Genomic DNA, 18,422 nt, shown 5'->3' on the forward strand with positions numbered 1-18,422 from the left:
GTCATAAAAAATCGCCTTGAGGCGTACCCTCTGTCAAATAGCAAGACATTGACTCTTCATAATTATCGGAATGTTCCATTCATGCAGTGGCGCATTCAGACTGACGGTGATTTGCTTCATTCTCCCCTTCCATCAGGAAGTAGGCACGCCCAATGACCACTTTGGTTTACTGCCATCATGATCAGCCGTTTATGATATACGTGTCGGCATGTGCCTTATCCTTGACGTTATCCCTCCTGACTATTTGGGATAATGGAGCTAAGGGCCATTACACGGAAGACCGGCAACATGTTGTCGTTGAAGTCAAAGGATCTGCAATTCTGAATGAAGGGGAGAGTGAAGCAAGGGATGGAACAGGCATACCATCCCCGGGAAGGATTTAGTGAGGATTCCAAGGCGAAAAACATCTTTTATCCCGATATTTTATAAAAAACTCCCGCACCGTTAAGGTTCCACGTCAGACGTGTACCCTATTCGTACAGGAGTTCCTCTTGCAGATATATGATTACTGCTCCATCTGTTTGCCTAGGAAGCCAGCAGCCGTTTCCGCCATTTTCATTTCCATTTGCGCCATTTTCACGCTATCGTCCTTGTTCAACAGCACGACTGTGCCGATAGGGTCGCCGCCAGTTACAATAGGCGCCACTACGAACGATGAGAACGGTTCTTGATTGTCTTTGACGATTTCGTAGTTGCCTGCATTCGTCTCGACGACTGTCTTGCGATTCTCCATGCAATTCTCGAGCAGCATGCCGATTTGCTTGTCCAAATATTCTTTCTTGGAACCACCTGCTACCGCGATAACCGTATCGCGGTCGGAAATCAACGTAATATGACCTGTGTTCTCATACAAAGATTCCGCATATTCTTTAGCAAAATCGCCTAACTCGCCGATTGGGGAATATTTCTTCAGAATGACTTCGCCATCACGATCTACAAAAATTTCAAGTGGATCACCTTCGCGAATCCGCAATGTGCGGCGAATTTCCTTTGGAATAACAACACGTCCGAGGTCATCAATACGACGAACAATACCAGTAGCTTTCATAAATGGTTGCCCCGCTTTCCGTAAGTAATTTTAGGTCTACTGTATTATTTTTAATTAGGAGAGATGCGGTATGGATTCTAACACTGACCATAGTATTCAACTACTCCCAAGTTCTTATACATACACATGATACGTAGGAAAAGCCATCCAAGTTGCAAAAAAAATCACATTTTTCGACATTAAACGACAACTTTTTATTTCGTTTTCTCAGAATTTTCACATTTTCCCCAATTCCTTTAGCATAAATTGGTTTTCTTATCTGTTTTTGTCGAATTCGTATGGTTCTTTCGACTTGTCCTTTTACGACGTACAAAGGAAACTACTTATAGTATGCCTACATTTCTCCAATTCATGAGTGCATACCATGAAAAAAAGCGACCCTCTGCCCGAAACGGGGAGAGGCCGCTTTGCATTCTTGCACAAAACATAGTCAGCAGTACGAGGATAATTACTTCGTTCCTTCTGTTTTATCCTCTTTCTTGTCTGTCGCTCCATTGTCTTTCGGTGTTTCTTTGTTCGCGTCTTCTTTCTTCTCTTCCTTTTTATCCTCTGGCTTCGCTTCCTCCACCTTAGGCAAGTCAATCTTCGTAATCAGCTTGTCCAGCTCTTTTTCCATGAAGCTGTTCATGATTTCGGAAGCAGCACGTGTGCGCAATGCGGTCTTCTCGTCCTCGGTCAGCTTGTCATACGTCTTCACGGTGCGCGATTCAACACGCATGACATGGTAGCCGTAATCCGTTTCGACTGGATCGCTGATTTGGTTAATCGGCAGCGTCAGCGCCGCTTCCTTGAACTGCGGCACCCATTTGCTAACAGGCGTGTCTTTATACAAACCGCCATCTGGCACTGAGCCTGCATCATCGGAATATTCCTTCGCCAGCTTCGCGAAATCCTCGCCCTTCTTCAAGCGGGCAGAAATGTCTTTCGCCTGCTTAAGTGCGTCTTCTTTCTTGCGCTCTTTGCCATCCTTGTCTTTAAAGCCAATCAAAACATGGCGAACGGACGCAACCGTCATTTCCTCTTTGTCTTTTTCGAACTGTGCTTTTATTTGGTCTTCCGTCACTTTGTCGTTATAGTCTACAACAACGGTAAGGATGCGCGTCATATACTTCAGGACGTCGTCCTCCGTTAATTTCTTTTCGGTCAAAGCTTCCTTGAAGCCCTCCTGCTTCTTCATGGCCTCAAGCTGTTCCTTGGCTTTCTTCTCGCCCTCTGTCTTGGACTTGTCAGATGCCTTGCCTTGAAGATATTCATAAGCAACCTGCTGCTTCAAGAAGTATTCGCGGAATTGATCCATATTAATAAGCTGTGCATATTCCGGATACATCAACAGCATGTTCCCTAGCTCTATGTCGAACTCTTTTTGCGTAACTTCTCCGCCTTCATACGTAGCCACGACTTTGCTGTCGTCTTTCTTTGCTGCTCCTGTTCCTGCTTCTGCTCCGGAACTCTTGCCACAGCCCGCCAATACGGAAAGGGCGAGTACTGCAGACAATGCCAGCATCAACCACTTCTTAGAACGCGTCTTGTTATTTTGCAACATTTTGCAATTCTCCCTTCGATTTGATCGCATCTTTCGCCTCTTGCATGAATTGCTCAAGCTGCATCAACAGTTGCATTGCATCCATTCCACGCGCGTTCACTTTCACGATGCCATGCGTATTCCGGTCTACTGCAATACGTCTATCAATGCTGGTGGCGATGGCAGCCAATTTCTTACGGTCTAACCACGGTTCAGCCGAAGGGTGGACCTTTAAGGTGACCGCATCCCCGCGTTGCACAATGGATTCCAATCCATATTGCTTCGCATACAGCTTCAGCCGGGCAACGGCAAGGAGCTGCAATACAGCAAGGGGCGGTTCCCCGAAGCGATCGATGAGTTCATCTCGCAATTCTTCGACTTCGTCTAACGAGGCAAGACCGGCTACTTTTTTATAGATCTCAATCTTCTGAATACTATCATAAATATAATTCGGCGGCAAATAGGCGTCGATGTTCAGATCGATAAGCGTCGAGAGCTCCTGCTGCTCCTCGATAGCGATGCCGTCCAGCTCCGCTTTACGCTTGCTGATTTCATCAGACAGCATTTGTGAGTACAAGTCGAATCCGACCGAGGCGATGAATCCGTGCTGCTCTGCGCCGAGCAAATTCCCAGCTCCACGGATGGAGAGGTCCCGCATCGCGATTTTGAAGCCTGAACCGAGCTCCGTAAATTCTTTAATCGCTTGCAGCCGTTTCTCCGCCACCTCGTTTAATACTTTATCCCGCTGATACGTAAAGTACGCGTACGCGATCCGATTTGAACGCCCGACGCGGCCGCGCAGCTGATACAGCTGGGACAAGCCCATCTTGTCCGCATCATGCACGATGAGTGTGTTCACATTCGGAATGTCTACGCCTGTCTCGATAATGCTTGTGCTGACGAGCACATCGTACTCTCCGTCCAGGAAATCCAATATCGTCTTCTCCAGCTCTTGCTCTGACATTTGACCGTGACTGACCGTCACTCGAGCTTCCGGCACGAGCATCTTGATATGGTCTGCCATCTGATGAATACCTTGAACACGATTGAATAGGAAGTATACTTGGCCATTCCGGGCCAATTCCCGTTCAATCGCTTCCCGTACGAGCGCATCGCTGTATTCAAGCACATAGGTCTGAACCGGGAACCGATTCTCCGGCGGAGTCTCGATAACCGACAAATCGCGAACGCCCAACATGGACATATGAAGCGTGCGCGGAATCGGCGTTGCGGTCAGCGTTAGCACGTCCACGTTCATCTTGAGCCGCTTCAGCTTCTCCTTATGGGTAACGCCGAAGCGCTGTTCTTCATCCACGATCAGCATGCCCAAATCTTTGAAAATGACGTCCTGCGAGAGCAAACGGTGGGTACCAATGACGATATCGACGACGCCTGTCTTCAATCCTTTAATCGTCTCATTCTGTTCCTTGCGGGAACGAAACCGGCTCAACACTTGAATATTGAATGGATATTCGGCAAAGCGTTCCCGGAACGTTTCATAATGCTGCTGCGCCAAAATAGTGGTCGGTACCAAAATAGCAACCTGCTTGCCCTCAATCGCTGATTTAAAGGCAGCTCGTACTGCCACCTCCGTCTTGCCGTAACCGACGTCACCACACAGCAAGCGATCCATCGGACGAGGCAGCTCCATGTCTTTCTTAATCTCCTCGATGGTGCGGAGCTGATCCCGCGTTTCATCATATGGGAACATTTCTTCAAATTCACGCTGCTCCGGTGTATCCTTCTCAAAGGCATAGCCTGAAGAAGCTTGTCTTGCGGCATACAGCTTAATCAGATCGTCCGCAATATCTTTGACCGACGAGCGAACTTTGTTCTTGACCTTCGTCCACTCCGTACCGCCCAGCTTATATACCTTCGGCTCTTTCTCTTCCGAGCTGACGTAGCGCTGAATGAGATGGAGCTGATCGACCGGAACGGACAATTTGTCTCCACCGGCATACAAGATATGCAAATAATCCTTATGAATGCCGTTGATCTCTAACGTACCGATACCAATGTATTTACCGATTCCGTGGTTCTGATGAACGACGTAATCTCCTACTTTGAGCTCCGTATAGCTGCGAATTCGTTCCGCATTGTCCATCTTCGCGCCCTGCTCCGCCCGCCGCGTCTTGCGCTGCTTCTGCGAGAACATTTCGCCTTCGGTAATGACGACAAGATGAACGGATGGCAGTTCGAAGCCGCTTTGCAAGTTCCCCTTCATTATGGTCGGTTCGGGGATCTGATAATCCTGAAGCACGCGCCGGATGCGTTCCACCCGTTCGTCTCCGTTCGCTAACATGATGACGTTGGCACCGGTCTTTTTCCAGCGTTCCATCTCCGCCTTAAGCACATTCATCTGACCGTGAAAGTTCTGCATCGTGCGACACATGACGTTAACGATATTTTGCGGCTGCGTATGCGGCACCTGTCTTAAAAACAATGCCATGAACACGGTTTGGAACGGACGCTTGGCAAGCGTATCGTCTGCGCTCAGCCCAAGCTGAAGCGATGGCAGCGTCTTGCCGTTCTGCAGCAGGTGCGTACTCCACTCCATTTCGTCGCGATCCAATTGCTTCGCCGTCTCCATGACACGTGCAGGCTCATCCATAATAATAAGCGTATCCTTTGGCATATAATCATACAGCGTGTGCTGCTCCGGATGAAGTACAGACATGTACTTATACATTTCTTTAAAGTATACGGAACCGCGCAGGCGCTCGATTTCATAGCCGATTTCTTGCTGCAGCTTATCCTTTACCTGACGATCGGTCATCTTCGATAATTGGTCTTCCAGACGTGACGATGCCGCTTCAGCCGCTTGGACGAAGCGAGTCTTATCCGCAATTAAGTCTTGGCTTGGCGTTATCGTCAGCTGCTTCAGCTTCTCTATGGAACGCTGATCGTGCGGATCGAACGAACGAATCGAGTCGATTTCATCGTCGAACCATTCAATTCGGTACGGAAATGGCGAAGTGAGCGGATAAATATCAACGATGCCGCCGCGTACGCTCATTTCCCCTTTCGTTTCTACCCGCTCGGTCCGCTCGTAGCCAAGAGACACCATCTGCTCCAAGAAGCTCTCCAGCGGAAGCACATCTCCGAGTGCTAACGACACCGTCGCTTGGGCCATCACTTCGCGGGCAGGCAAAAACCGCCGCAATCCAGCATACGGCGTGACGACAATTCCTCGAAAGCCTTGAGCAGAGCGTATCAGCACTTCGATTCGTTGCGCATTCACCTCGGGACTCGAGATAGCCGCTTCCGCAGCTACTAACTCGTTCGCCGGATAGAGCAGCACTTGGTCTGAAGAGAGACACTCCTGCAAATCCTCAGCTACCTTCTGTGCGGAAAACATATTATGCGTTACCACGAGTACTGGCCGTTCCAACTGCTTATGGAGCGCAGCCATCATCACTTGACGTGCCGAACCCGACATGCCGGACACTAATTGTTCCTTCATTCCCGCGCGAATGCCAGCAGCTATGGATTCAATATCGCGTTCTTCGGATAAAGCTTGCATGAGTGCATTTAACAAAGGACAGGCACCTCTTTCTCACCCACAAAATTACGATATGACAAAATCTAGTTTCAGGTCCGAAAGTGAGAAGTCCTCTCGCCCTTCAACATATTAACGCGTGTACTTCCACGTATAAACAGACTGTACCGTCCATACCTATAAGGAACAACGGGTTTTGCTAGATTTATTGCTCATTCAAAATAAGCCTCGGCAAACAAGCCAAGGCTGACGTATGTTCCGTATAATCAAGCTTTCATTGCAAAGGCGATGGCAGCAGCGACAATTCGGGGTGCATTTGTATCGCTTCTGTGCAATAATCGCAAGTCATCCGCACCGTTACGTCTCCATTGGAATGAACCAATATATATTGTTGGCGCTCCTCCGGCGTTAGTTGATGAAAGCCGAGTCGGGTTTCATCTATGCCGCTTTCTTCAAGGCGCCCAATTAACGTATGACAATGTTTGCAGACATAGTTCACAGACATCTATATGCCTCCAGTTCAGGGAATATACCGTTTAGTATGTCCCTAATGAAGCCAAATTAGCCCATTAGCCGTTAAATTTCGCCATCGTTTGCTCAAACGTATGCGTTAACGCAAATTCGACCGCATCGCACGTCTTTTCCACCGTCTGTTGGAGCATGTCCTGATCTTTTTTAGCAAACCCTGACAACACGTAATCAACGATTTCGCGTCCTGGTTCCGGCCGAGAGATGCCCATCCGCATCCGATTAAAAGATTGTGTCCCGAGATGCTGAATAATGGATTTAATGCCATTATGCCCGCCGGCACTGCCTTGATATCGCAAGCGTATCTTACCAAGCTCGGTATCCAAATCATCATACAAGACGATGAAATCATCGATATTCGTTTTATAGTAATCCATATAAGCACGAACGGCTTCACCCGATAAGTTCATAAATGTCATCGGTTTGATAAGGGCAACCTTCTCTGTACCAACGTGGCCTTCGCCGATTAACGCCTTGCATTTGCTCTCCCTTATTTCGATGCCGAAGCGATTCGAGAGCGCATCTATGGCCATAAAGCCGATATTGTGGCGAGTCGAAGCATATTTCATTCCCGGATTCCCGAGACCTACAATCCATTTCAAGACTGCTCCTCCTTTCAAATGCCGATAAGGGTTACTTCTTCGGCCGTAGCCAAAGACGTAACCCTCGTTCATCTATACTGCTGCTTCTGCATGCATCTTCACAATACCATAAGAGCCTCGCTCTTATTCAATTTCAAACAATTTACTAATCGATAGCTCTTCGTGAACGCGAATAATCGCTTCACCCATTAACGGTGCAACCGACAGCACGTGCAGCTTGCTGGACGGGTTCTCATGCTTAATCGGAATCGTATCCGTGACGATCACTTCTTTGAACGGAGATTGCTCCAAACGATCCATTGCAGGACCGGATAGGACCGGGTGCGTGCAGCAAGCATAGACGTCTTTCACTCCAGCTTTAACCAATGCATTCGCCCCAAGGACAATCGTGCCTGCCGTATCGATGATGTCATCGATAATGATCGCCGTCTTACCCTTGATGTCTCCGATAATGTTCATGACTTCACTGACGTTCGGTTCCGGACGGCGCTTGTCAATAATCGCAAGCGGCGCGTTCAAGAAATCAGCCAATTTGCGTGCGCGCACGACGCCGCCATGGTCAGGCGATACGACAACAACATTTTCCAACTGCTTGGACCGGAAATATTGCGCCAGAATCGGTACTCCAAGCAGATGATCTACTGGAATATCGAAGAAACCCTGAATCTGTGTTGCATGCAGATCCATCGTAATGACACGATGCGCACCCGCCGTTTCGATCAGATTCGCGACTAATTTCGCAGTAATCGGATCGCGGGAACGCGCTTTGCGGTCTTGCCGCGCGTAACCGTAATAAGGAATAACTACGTTAATGCTCTTGGCTGATGCACGCTTTAACGCATCCACCATGACAAGCAGCTCCATCAAGTTATCGTTGACCGGTTCGCAGGTCGATTGCACGACATACACGTCGCATCCGCGAACGCTCTCGGACAATTTAACTTGGATCTCGCCATCACTGAAGCTTGTTGTTACAGCATCTCCCATTGGAATGCCGATGTACTCTGCAATCTGGTTTGCCAACTTGGGATTGGAGTTGCAAGTGAAAATTTTCAACTTGGAATCACAATAAGTCATGATATTAAAAACCCTCCGTGCCGGTTCTTGGTCATCGTTGTTTAGTAGTGTCCGTTAATGGTGTTGCTTAGCTTATCCGTTAAAGGTCTCAACTATAAAGGCTCTCTTCTACATGCTACCATAATTAAGCGATGGCGCAACTATATTGCTCACGATTCCCGTTCTTTCTTCGCTTTTGCGCGGGCGCGAATCTTATCCGCATAGCCTGGCTTATTCACTTGACGTTCACGGGCAATCGCCAATTCATTATCTGAAACATGGTGTGTAATCGTTGAACCAGCAACGACATAGGCTCCATTGCCGACGTTGATCGGTGCGATGAGATTGACATTGCTGCCGATAAACGCATCGTCGCCGATTTCCGTAACGGATTTATTATATCCGTCGTAATTGACCGTAATTGCTCCACATCCAATATTTACATTCTTGCCTACTTTCGCATCTCCAATATAGCTTAAATGCGAAACTTTCGTATGATCATCCAGAGAGGCATTTTTAATCTCCACGAAATCGCCTACCTTGACGTGCTCGCCAAGGCGTGCACCTGGGCGCAAATACGCAAACGGACCTACGCTGCTATCGCTGCCGACAACGGCCTCCTGCACCACCGATTGCTTGATTTGCACACGTTCGCCAACGAAGGAATCGGTAATTTCGGTATTCGGTCCAATCACACAATCCGCTCCGATGGTCGTACGTCCTTTCAGACTCGTTCCGGGCTCAAGCACCGTATCCGGTCCGATCTCGACGTCCGCTTCGATATACGTTTGTGCAGGGTCGATAATAGTAACACCATTTAACATATGGCGTTTGTTGATACGCTCCCGCATTAAGCGCTCTGCCTCCGACAGCGCCAATCGGTCATTTACGCCGATCGACTCGCCGATATCATCCGTACAAAAGGCTTGTACGGTTTCGCCTTGCGCTTTCATAATGCCGACTACGTCAGTCAAATAATACTCTTGCTGGGCGTTATGATTGGTAACCTGCTCCAGCGCAGCAAACAGCTTCGCATTATCAAAGCAGTAAGTGCCTGTATTAATCTCCTTCACTGACTGCTCTTGCGGCGTGCAATCTTTCTGCTCAACGATTTTCAAGACCGAACCATCATTGTCGCGAATAACCCGACCATAGCCGGTCGGCTCTTCAAGTTCAGCCGTCAAAATCGTCGCTGACGCCTGCGCACGCACGTGCAGCTCCATCAACTGTGCCAACGTCTCCGATGTCACTAGCGGCGTATCTCCGCAAATGACGAGAGTTATGCCCTGTTCACCATCAAGAAGCGCCTTTGCTTGCTTTACTGCATGTCCAGTACCGAGTTGTTCCGCTTGTAAAGCAAATTCCGCGCGATGACCCAGGTAGCTTTGAACCGCTTCGGCTCCATGTCCCACGACAACGACAGTGCGCTCGCTTTGCACGCGCTCTACCGCATCGAGAACATGTCCCACCATCGGTTTTCCACACACCGGATGAAGCACTTTATACAACTTCGACTTCATGCGTTTGCCTTGTCCAGCAGCAAGCACAATGGCCATTCTTTTCAAAGCGTCCGACCTCCTGCTCTCCCTGTACTCCATAGTAGAATATATCTCATTATGAACAAAAAGAAAAGAGAGCCCCCTATGATTGGCTCTCTTTCTTTGCAACCCCAATATTAACCAAAAAGATTATGCGCCCTCTTCAATAACTTCCTCTTCCGTAGCTGCGCGCTCATATTCAGCCAATACCGCAGCTTGAATCTTCTCGCGTGTCGCCGATGAAATCGGATGAGCAATGTCACGGAATTCGCCGTCTGGCGTCCGTTTGCTCGGCATCGCTACGAACATGCCGTTGTTACCATCGATAACACGGATGTCATGGACAACAAACTCGTTGTCGATCGTAATCGAAGCGATTGCTTTCATTCTCCCCTCTGTGTTGACGCGGCGGAGTCTGACATCAGTAATTTGCACGTGTGTTCACCACCTTTTTCCAACAAGACTTGGTGTATAATTCCACACGCGCAACTAAAATCCTTCTTAAATTTGCCAAGAAACAAACTTTTTTTGAATTTTTTTAACCTTCTTTAGCCATTTCGACAAGCTTCGATTTATATCGCTGCAATGAGTTCAATTTCGACAAGGACATCTTTCGGAAGCCGCGCTACTTCAACAGTAGAGCGTGCCGGCTTATGTGAACCAAAGTACAATTCATAGATGGCGTTCACTTGTGCAAACTGATTCATATCTTTTAAAAATACAGTGGCTTTTATCACATTCCCCAAAGAGGAACCCGCTTCTTTCAAAACGGCTTGCAAGTTGCGGAATACTTGGTGCGTCTGTTCTTCAACTCCGCCCTCTGCCAACTGACCTTCAGGAGTCAGTGCAATTTGACCAGATGTAAATACGACATCGCCCCATTTGACTGCTTGGGAATACGGGCCTATAGCAGCCGGTGCCTCGCTTGTCGCAATCATTTCTAATGCATTTGACATAGAAAGACCTCCTCTAAGAGTGGCTTATCTTTCAACCATGACTTCATGATTATCAAAATAGTTCCCTGGTTTCACTATCAACTGACGTGACCGCGGATCCGACGCAGACACGCGAATCAAAGAGACGTAATCAGTCAGTAAGCGTTCCTCTTTCGATACGTCCTCTGATTCTACAAGTACGCCGACACCTGCTACGGTAGCGTCGAATTCGTGCAGCAAATCCATCATACCGTGCACCGTGCCGCCTGCCCGCATAAAGTCATCCACAATGAGCACACGGGAACGTTCCTTCAGCGCCCGCCGCGCCAGCGTCATCGTATGGATGCTCTTCTGTGAGCCGGACACGTAGTTAATACTAACCGCTGAACCTTCCGTTACCACATGGTCGCGACGAACTAGCACAACCGGCAAATTAAGATGGGCTGCCGTAGCATATGCAATTGGAATCCCCTTCGTCTCCACCGTCATGACCACATCGATATCACGTCCAGCAAAGGCCGATGCAAACATGCGGCCAACATCATTCATCAATCCAGGTTGTCCTAATATATCTGTTATATAAAAGTATCCGCCTGGAAGCATCCGATCGGGCTGCTCCATTGATGTGCATAACGACTCAATAACAGGCAGCGCCTTATCAGGGCCGCATTTCGGCATATATTTCACCCCGCCAGCCGCTCCGGCCAGCGTGAGCAAGTCGCCTGTTCCTTCCGTCTCACACACTTCTTTAATAATAGCCAAATCTTCGCTAATGGAAGACTTGGCCGCCCCGTACCGTTCTGCGAAGGTTGTGAGAGAGATGAGCTTATGCGGATTAGACATGAGATATTGCGTCATTTCGACCAGACGAGCGCTGCGCTTCAATTTTTTCATCCTAACCCCTCGCTCAAAACCGAATAATATATTGTAAATACTACATGAATGTACGTTAATTATCAAGACAAGAACCGATTGTCAAGACAAAAATTTCATTTTGTGTAACGAAATTGTCTTAAGTTCCATCGATGTCGAAACCACTTACTGTCATGCTTCGTGATCAAAAGTTAACTTTTCAGCACCAAGAAGGTTGCATGAACCCGAAGAAAGAGGAGCGGAGTGTAGGCAAACTACATGAGCACCGGACTTCTAGGGTGAATGCAAGATTCGATGTCGAAATACTTACTGTCATGCTTCGTGATCAAAAGTTAACCTTTAGGAGAGCATGCGTACGGCATATACTTCCTTGCAAAAACCGCGCAAGCCATTGTAAATACGTGCTATCTTGGATTCCTTGGACACTAAGCCGAATACCGTCGGGCCGCTTCCGGACATGAGCACGCCTTCTGCACCGAGCTTCTCCATCGTTTCCTTCAACTGCTGCACCTCCGGGTGCATCGGCAGTGTAACGTCCTCCAGCACGTTGCCAAGCGATTCGCACAGGGTATGAAAGTCCTGGCCTTGAATCGCCTGCAGCATCCTCGCTAAGGAAGGGTGCTCTTGAATATGCTGTGCCCTTAGACGACCGTAGACATCGGCCGTAGATACGTTGATTGGCGGCTTGGCAAGCACCACCCAGCATTGCGGCGGATTCTCGATCGTTTCCAGCTTCTCGCCCCGCCCCCGCGCAATCGCAGTTCCTCCCGTTACACAGAACGGCACATCCGAACCAAGCTCTGCTCCTAACCGCTGCAGTTCCTCGTCCGAAATGCCGAGCCGCCACAGCCGGTTCAAGCCGCGCAGCGTCGCCGCAGCATCGCTGCTGCCCCCGGCCAAGCCCGCCGCGACAGGAATCTTTTTGTCCAGATGAATATATACGCCTTGCTTCACTTCATATCGTCCTTTAATTAATTTTGCCGCTTGGAACGCCAAGTTTTTCTCATCTAACGGTATGTAACCTGCCTGACTGGAGATGATAATCGCGTCGCGAGGCAGCTCCTCCATTTCGAGACGGTCCGCTAGGTCCACCATCGTCATTACCATTTCGACGTCGTGATATCCGTCCTCACGCTTGCGTAACACGTCCAGTAGCAAATTAATTTTGGCTGGCGCCTTCTCGTATACTTTCACTCGCGTTCACCCTTCTTTATCCTACGGATCGCTTACGTTATTATAACAGACTCTACTTGGCAAGTCATTCGCGTAGAACGGGATATCATCGGTACCATCTTTTCCCTTTTTTACTTGGTCCAACCATTTTCCCGCCAATGAATAAGGAAAGCGAACAGAGTGACGATGATGTCATTCCGTTCGCTTTTTTTGGCAGAACAATCAATTATTTCTTCGCTGCGGCTTGCTCGGCCAATTGAATGGCACGCTTTACCATATCTCCTGCATCTTTGGCTCGGATGGCTCCCCACCCATATTGGGTAACGGTGTCATAGAAGCCGAGGTCTTTTGCTAATTCGTACTTCAACTCCTCAGACATAAAGCTGCTGCGTCTTCTTCGACTCATCGTCATACCTCCTTCGGCGGAATCTGGACCGATTCCAAAAATGTGGCGCATTTAAAACGCTGCGCGAGACGTGTACCTATAATGTTGGTTACAGCAAAAGGGGTTATTCGCTGCAAGCCGATCATATTTGTGGGCAACAAAAAAGCAGCCCATTAAGGACTGCCCGTCATGAACGTTCAACCACGAACGTATTCAATCTTCATTTCGCCATTCTCGGCGCATACGGTCACTTCGACCGATTCTGTTAATATATCTGCATAGCTATAGGACACTCGTTTGAACGCGTTCTGTTCCTGGTCCAACTTGACAATAAATACAGAAGGGTAGGTTTCTTCCAACACACCCGTGCGTTCAATCGTCTTACGACGACCACCGTTTGCACGGAGTAAAATCTTCTGGCCGACATGAGTTTCAAGACAGCGACGAATTTCAAATAGCGCATTTCTCGCCATTGTAGCTACCACCTCTTTCCTTGTCCATTATAAACAAAGTTAGAGGAAATGTCAAATTAAATAAACAATTATAACAACAAGCTTTGTTAGGTGTCAATGTGTTTTTTTGCCCAATTTCTTAAGTTTCTACAATTCATCGTTTTTTATTCAAATTACGGACGGTGTCACGTTCAAATTGGATAAATCTTTCCATTTCGGCATCCCAACACGATAGCTCCCTCGTGTCTCGATTCCGCCTACTCCTTCCAGTCCCGTCATCGTATGTGATGTGATATCGCCTATCTGTACCGTTTCGCGAATCGATGTATACGAGGCTTGCACAGCGACATACACCGGATCCAATGCATGAATCATAATCCGGCCGGGTGAACTGGCGAAGTTCGCACCAGATTGCAGCAGCGCCTCGAAATGGGATTGGCAAGCTCCTGCTACGATGGTCAATAAATCAAGATGGCGTTCGAACTGTCTCGCGGTTTGTACGGCATTCACGAAATTTTTTGAATTTTTATAGCTTTGCAAGCTATATAAATCCCGATCCTTCATACTTTTCAATACTCCATCATGTCCTGTAATGACGACGATGTCCGGATGCACGCGGGGAAGCAAGCGGTACAGCATATCCGCCATATTCGCCTCATGCACGTAATGCCCCTCGGCCGGTACTCGAAGCTGATTATATATCGCCATGCTCTTCTGCAAATAGTTCGAATCACCATCCAAATGAAGCACCTTGCCAGGCATATCAAAATAAGCAGATGAATGGGGAACCTCGGCAAATTGAAACTCGGCGCGGCGGCGTTCGGTCTGTTGGCGTTGATGCTGCTCAATTGCCTTGACTGATTCCAGCATAGTAATATGAGCTTGCTGCGTACGACGCTTAATTGTTGCTTGCGAAACATTGACCAAATCTCGAACTGGAGAATCGGCGAGCAGACGAAATTCAGTCCCTTTTATAATCGCCGTATCCTGAAAAACCGCATCAATGCGGAATGTAATATCGCCGCCGTATGACTTACGTACGACCAGATCTCCTTGCTTCATAGGATCGATCACCTCTCCAACTATCCTATGGGCAAAAGTGCAGTTTGGTGATTGCCTACATTGGCGACCATCACGGTTAGCTCACACCGTGCTGAATTATTCAGCTGCGTTGACCGCACGTCCGATGCTATCGCTTAAGCGAGCAAATTCTTCAAGAGACAGCGTCTCCCCGCGTCTTGTCGGCTCAATGCCGGCAGTAGCAATCGCTTCAGCCAGCGCATCCGTTCCACACACGCTGCCGTAGCGCGCCTTCAAATTGTTCCACAGCGTCTTGCGCCGCTGGGCAAAGCTCGCCTGCACGACCTCAAATAGATGCTGCTCGTCCGCTACTTGAACAGGAGGCTCCTCCCTTACGCGCAGTCGAATAACGGTAGACTCTACATTAGGCTGCGGGATAAAGACCGTACCCGGAACAGTGCAAATCAGTTCTGGCTCGGCATAGTATTGCACAGCCACACTTAAGCTGCCGTAATCCTTGCCTCCCGGACTCGCTGCCATGCGCTCAGCCACTTCCTTCTGTATCATGACGACAATATGCTTCAGCGGAAGTTGTTCTTCCAACAGCTTCATCATAATCGGTGTGGTCACGTAGTAAGGAAGGTTGGCCACGACGCTTACCTTGTCCATCCCATGAAACTGTTCGCGGAATAACTCTTGCAAATCCACCTTCAGCACATCGCCATGAACGATCTGCACATTTGGATATGGTTCCATCACTTCGTCCAGAATGGGGATGAGACGCTGATCAATCTCTACGGCCGCTACACGGCCCGCTCGCTTCGCCAACTGTTCGGTAAGCGCTCCAATCCCTGGACCAATCTCTAAAGCCCCTGTAGAGGCATCCAGTTCGGCTGCATCGACAATGCGCCGCATGATATTCATATCGATCAAGAAATTTTGTCCCAAGCTCTTCTTAAAAGAGAAGCCGTGTTTGCGAACAATTTCCTTCGTTCGCGAAGGTGTTGCAATATCCGTAAACGAGTGATTCATTCGTTCATGTCTCCTTCTGCTGTTGTTGCGCGGTGAGATTGGATTCCTCCAGTTCATGCAATGCCTGTTCGAACTCTTCCCGCCCGATTTGAAACATAGCGCAGCGTTTTAACATCTGCTTCGCATTGCAATAGCCGATACCCAGTCTTTCACCCAATTGTCTGCGGCGTTCGGCGGAACCTGCAAAAGTTGTAAGCCCAGCTTCCACCAAATCTGTCCACGTAAGCTCCGTATGTAATGCAGGCATTTCTGTCCGTATCTGCTCCAGCGCTCTACGTACCGCTTCAGGGGAGGCGTTCTCCACCCCGAGATCCCCTTTTGCAATCGCCTCGTGCCTTGGCAAGAACGCGTGCTTGCAGCCGGGAACCTGCGCAGCGATCAGCTTGCGAATGCGCTCCCCTGCATGGTCGGGATCCGTAAATATAATAACACCGCGCCGCTCTTGCGCCAGAGCAATGCGGCGGATGGTCATATCATTGAGAGCCGATCCCCCCGTCTCGATCGTATCGGCTTCCACAGCGCGCTGAATTGCAACGGTGTCGTCTTTTCCTTCCACGACGATTACTTCTCGTATCAACGTTCTTGCTCCTTCCTCATGTCCCCCACTTTTGATCACGTAACTTATTTAAATAGATGTTCAAAAAGGCCGCTTTTCAACACCGAGGAGGTTGCAAGAACCCGAAGAAGGAGGAGCGCAGTGTAGGCGAGATTACATGAGCACCTGAAATGTTTCCGCAGGAAACATACTTCGGAAGCATAACCTCTTCGAGGGTGATGCAAGATTCGATGCCGAATCACATCTTGCGATACTCCGTGATCAAAAGGGGACTTTTTGAACAACCTCTAAAAAGCACAAAAGAAGAGGGATCTCCCTCTTCTTAGCATGACATAAATCGTTATTCATTACTATATCCTAAATACACGGCAGCAAACCGCGTGACTTCTGCCGCGTCATCGCATCAATTAATTTGCTTCCGGCTTCACCGGACCGATCACATACACCGTATGGCCCTTTTTCCTGCCAAACTTGCGTACAGCACCTTTGCTTTCGTAATAAACGTCAATAATTTTGCCTTTTACCGCTCCGCCTGTATCTTCAGCACGTCGAAATCCGACGCCCTCGATATACACCCACCATCCAAGCGGAATGAGCTTCGGATCTACCGCGATCGTACGTCCTTCCACCACCTTGGTGCCGGAGGCGGTCTTGGCTCCCGGTGACCCTTCTTGTTCCGTATAGGCGGTTAATTGAACGTTCTCCAGCATATCCTTGTAATCGAAGCCGACCTTGCCCCCTTTGCCAGAGCCGACACTCGGAGAGCTTGCCGACAGAACGACCACTTCAGGTTCCTTCTTCGTTCCATAGGCTAGAACCTGATTGACCTGCTTCGTCTGAACGGACTTATCCACTAACTGCGAATATACGAGTTTGCCGTCCTCATATACTTTTTCAATCTTTTGGACGACGATTCCCTCTTTCCCCTTTTGAACCGTCTTCGTCTTCCCCTTCAACAAGGTAGGATCAGCTTTCTTGACGACTTGGAATGGAACCTTCACTTTTCGCTCTTCTACGTTCTTACTGACACGCACGATACGAATGTCCATATTACTTGCAACGGCAGCATCTTGACCCGGATATACCTTGTCAGCCGTCTTGACAGGTATTTGAAGCGATACTAAAACGTCGCTCACCGACTTTTTGGTCGTATAATGCGTCTTCTTCTGTCCGTCTACCATCACGTTAACGGGTAACGCGCGTTCGATGACGATCTTATCGCCATCTGTTATTTCCGTATCCAACGGTTTGGATACGGCATCATGTGCCCCTACCGCTATCGCATGCTCATCCAAAACATTACGAAGCGTATCTTGGCGTGTTTCTATAGCGTGCTCTTGTCCATCTACGCGGATGGACAGTGTCTTCTTCGATGCACCATACATATATAATACCGTAATCAACGTGATAACAACCGCAACAGCAGCAATGACAGACACGACACGTACATTTTCATGCTTCCATCGCATTGCGAGCGACATGCTGGATGATCGGGGTTCATGGGTTTCGTCATTAACGATCTCTCCCACTTCTCGGTCCTCCTTACATAGTCCCGCCGTCGAGTGTTTTGCATGATTCCATCTGACGCGACTATATCAAGAATGTTTGCGAAGAATACGTTCATCTGTCGAGCTTATGTGCAAGCTATGGTCGAATTCTTCACACCAACTCCAGTAACGGCTGCTCCCACCTCCTATTTCATAACCCTATGACGTCTTTCTTTTCTTTATTCGAAAAAAGAAGTTTCAAGAGAAACAAAAGAAGCCTAGCGTAAGAGGCGACTCTTGTCGTGGCTTCCCAAATGAAACCCAAACGTCAACAGTGTAGGACGCACGCGGACCCCTCTCTCCGATACGCTGACGAGGTTAGCTGTCGGGTTCGGGCTTGTGAGAGTCGCCCTATCTCAACTCACCGGCTCATGGCTCGGCTGTTCAGAATTCACCCCTAGGATACATTCCGCATGAATGAACATGTATTCATTCCCGGATTGCTCGCGCTTTGGTTCCCCCGCTCTCCAAAATGGAGATTAAGCGATACTGGTTGGTTGGAACAATATTCAAGTGTTTACGAACATCTGTGAGAAATCATATCGTGTTTGCAATCACCTTGTAAAGATGGTATCAATCACGTTTTAAGTCAAAAAGGGTTAAAAAAAAGTAACAAAATCGCTTTTTCGTGAACAAATCCACTTATCTTGTGGTCT

General features: G+C 48.5%; 17 protein-coding genes and 1 riboswitch. All 17 genes read right to left on the bottom strand.

Features of this window, described 5'->3' with window-relative positions; all coding sequences use genetic code 11:
• Nucleotides 1-505 precede the first annotated feature (505 nt).
• The 17 genes from spoVT to M3650_RS28100 all read right to left on the bottom strand — a co-directional run bounded on the left by spoVT (nt 506) and on the right by M3650_RS28100 (nt 17,748).
• On the bottom strand, nt 506-1,048 hold the full coding sequence (spoVT, locus tag M3650_RS28020; RefSeq protein ID WP_019420289.1) for a stage V sporulation protein T: 543 nt from the start codon (nt 1,046-1,048) through the stop codon (nt 506-508).
• Between the two features lie 448 nt (nt 1,049-1,496).
• Nucleotides 1,497-2,591, bottom strand: coding sequence for a peptidylprolyl isomerase (locus M3650_RS28025; protein ID WP_019420288.1), 1,095 nt, complete (start codon nt 2,589-2,591; stop codon nt 1,497-1,499).
• Nucleotides 2,578-6,108: a transcription-repair coupling factor gene (gene mfd / locus M3650_RS28030; protein ID WP_251579488.1), complete on the bottom strand. Its 3,531-nt coding sequence runs from the start codon at nt 6,106-6,108 to the stop codon at nt 2,578-2,580. The genes M3650_RS28025 and mfd overlap by 14 nt, the downstream gene beginning before the upstream one ends.
• 235 nt (nt 6,109-6,343) lie before the next feature.
• Complete coding sequence (locus tag M3650_RS28035; RefSeq protein ID WP_251579490.1) at nt 6,344-6,574, bottom strand: anti-sigma-F factor Fin; 231 nt, start codon at nt 6,572-6,574, stop codon at nt 6,344-6,346.
• Between the two features lie 64 nt (nt 6,575-6,638).
• Nucleotides 6,639-7,199, bottom strand: a complete 561-nt coding sequence (gene pth / locus M3650_RS28040) for an aminoacyl-tRNA hydrolase (RefSeq protein ID WP_251579492.1) — start codon at nt 7,197-7,199, stop codon at nt 6,639-6,641.
• A gap of 123 nt (nt 7,200-7,322) precedes the next feature.
• Complete coding sequence (locus M3650_RS28045; protein ID WP_019420284.1) at nt 7,323-8,276, bottom strand: ribose-phosphate diphosphokinase; 954 nt, start codon at nt 8,274-8,276, stop codon at nt 7,323-7,325.
• Nucleotides 8,277-8,425: 149 nt separating this feature from the next.
• Complete coding sequence (gene glmU / locus M3650_RS28050; protein ID WP_251579517.1) at nt 8,426-9,811, bottom strand: bifunctional UDP-N-acetylglucosamine diphosphorylase/glucosamine-1-phosphate N-acetyltransferase GlmU; 1,386 nt, start codon at nt 9,809-9,811, stop codon at nt 8,426-8,428.
• A 132-nt stretch (nt 9,812-9,943) separates the two neighbouring features.
• Nucleotides 9,944-10,228 carry a septation regulator SpoVG gene (gene spoVG, locus M3650_RS28055; RefSeq protein WP_005545528.1) on the bottom strand — a complete coding sequence of 95 codons (285 nt, stop codon included), beginning with the start codon at nt 10,226-10,228 and terminating at the stop codon, nt 9,944-9,946.
• A 137-nt stretch (nt 10,229-10,365) separates the two neighbouring features.
• Nucleotides 10,366-10,749, bottom strand: a complete 384-nt coding sequence (locus tag M3650_RS28060) for a RidA family protein (protein WP_019420282.1) — start codon at nt 10,747-10,749, stop codon at nt 10,366-10,368.
• A 24-nt stretch (nt 10,750-10,773) separates the two neighbouring features.
• Nucleotides 10,774-11,622: a pur operon repressor gene (gene purR, locus M3650_RS28065; protein WP_019420281.1), complete on the bottom strand. Its 849-nt coding sequence runs from the start codon at nt 11,620-11,622 to the stop codon at nt 10,774-10,776.
• A gap of 318 nt (nt 11,623-11,940) precedes the next feature.
• Complete coding sequence (gene ispE / locus M3650_RS28070; RefSeq protein ID WP_251579494.1) at nt 11,941-12,795, bottom strand: 4-(cytidine 5'-diphospho)-2-C-methyl-D-erythritol kinase; 855 nt, start codon at nt 12,793-12,795, stop codon at nt 11,941-11,943.
• Nucleotides 12,796-13,000: 205 nt separating this feature from the next.
• Nucleotides 13,001-13,180: a small, acid-soluble spore protein, alpha/beta type gene (locus M3650_RS28075; protein ID WP_019420279.1), complete on the bottom strand. Its 180-nt coding sequence runs from the start codon at nt 13,178-13,180 to the stop codon at nt 13,001-13,003.
• Nucleotides 13,181-13,356: 176 nt separating this feature from the next.
• On the bottom strand, nt 13,357-13,632 hold the full coding sequence (gene veg, locus M3650_RS28080) for a biofilm formation stimulator Veg (protein ID WP_251579496.1): 276 nt from the start codon (nt 13,630-13,632) through the stop codon (nt 13,357-13,359).
• A 147-nt stretch (nt 13,633-13,779) separates the two neighbouring features.
• Nucleotides 13,780-14,673, bottom strand: coding sequence for a sporulation peptidase YabG (gene yabG, locus M3650_RS28085; protein ID WP_251579498.1), 894 nt, complete (start codon nt 14,671-14,673; stop codon nt 13,780-13,782).
• 96 nt (nt 14,674-14,769) lie between these two features.
• Nucleotides 14,770-15,663, bottom strand: coding sequence for a 16S rRNA (adenine(1518)-N(6)/adenine(1519)-N(6))-dimethyltransferase RsmA (gene rsmA / locus M3650_RS28090; RefSeq protein ID WP_251579499.1), 894 nt, complete (start codon nt 15,661-15,663; stop codon nt 14,770-14,772).
• 4 nt (nt 15,664-15,667) lie between these two features.
• Entirely contained in the window at nt 15,668-16,240 is a 573-nt protein-coding gene (gene rnmV, locus M3650_RS28095) for a ribonuclease M5 (RefSeq protein ID WP_251579500.1), read from the bottom strand.
• A 386-nt stretch (nt 16,241-16,626) separates the two neighbouring features.
• Entirely contained in the window at nt 16,627-17,748 is a 1,122-nt protein-coding gene (locus M3650_RS28100) for a resuscitation-promoting factor (protein ID WP_251579501.1), read from the bottom strand.
• A 310-nt stretch (nt 17,749-18,058) separates the two neighbouring features.
• Nucleotides 18,059-18,262: riboswitch (cyclic di-AMP (ydaO/yuaA leader) on the bottom strand.
• Nucleotides 18,263-18,422 lie beyond the last annotated feature (160 nt).

The organism is Paenibacillus sp. MER TA 81-3 (assembly GCF_023713585.1).
Lineage (GTDB): Bacteria > Bacillota > Bacilli > Paenibacillales > Paenibacillaceae > Paenibacillus_B > Paenibacillus_B profundus.

Excerpts from the sequence above, each read along its gene's own strand:
- spoVT (WP_019420289.1), bottom strand. The coding sequence starts at position 1,048 with ATGAAAGCTACTGGTATTGTTCGTCGTATTGATGACCTCGGACGTGTT.
- M3650_RS28025 (WP_019420288.1), bottom strand. The coding sequence starts at position 2,591 with ATGTTGCAAAATAACAAGACGCGTTCTAAGAAGTGGTTGATGCTGGCA.
- M3650_RS28035 (WP_251579490.1), bottom strand. The coding sequence starts at position 6,574 with ATGTCTGTGAACTATGTCTGCAAACATTGTCATACGTTAATTGGGCGC.
- M3650_RS28045 (WP_019420284.1), bottom strand. The coding sequence starts at position 8,276 with ATGACTTATTGTGATTCCAAGTTGAAAATTTTCACTTGCAACTCCAAT.
- glmU (WP_251579517.1), bottom strand. The coding sequence starts at position 9,811 with ATGGCCATTGTGCTTGCTGCTGGACAAGGCAAACGCATGAAGTCGAAG.
- M3650_RS28060 (WP_019420282.1), bottom strand. The coding sequence starts at position 10,749 with ATGTCAAATGCATTAGAAATGATTGCGACAAGCGAGGCACCGGCTGCT.
- purR (WP_019420281.1), bottom strand. The coding sequence starts at position 11,622 with ATGAAAAAATTGAAGCGCAGCGCTCGTCTGGTCGAAATGACGCAATAT.
- M3650_RS28075 (WP_019420279.1), bottom strand. The coding sequence starts at position 13,180 with ATGAGTCGAAGAAGACGCAGCAGCTTTATGTCTGAGGAGTTGAAGTAC.
- veg (WP_251579496.1), bottom strand. The coding sequence starts at position 13,632 with ATGGCGAGAAATGCGCTATTTGAAATTCGTCGCTGTCTTGAAACTCAT.
- yabG (WP_251579498.1), bottom strand. The coding sequence starts at position 14,673 with ATGAAGCAAGGAGATCTGGTCGTACGTAAGTCATACGGCGGCGATATT.
- rsmA (WP_251579499.1), bottom strand. The coding sequence starts at position 15,663 with ATGAATCACTCGTTTACGGATATTGCAACACCTTCGCGAACGAAGGAA.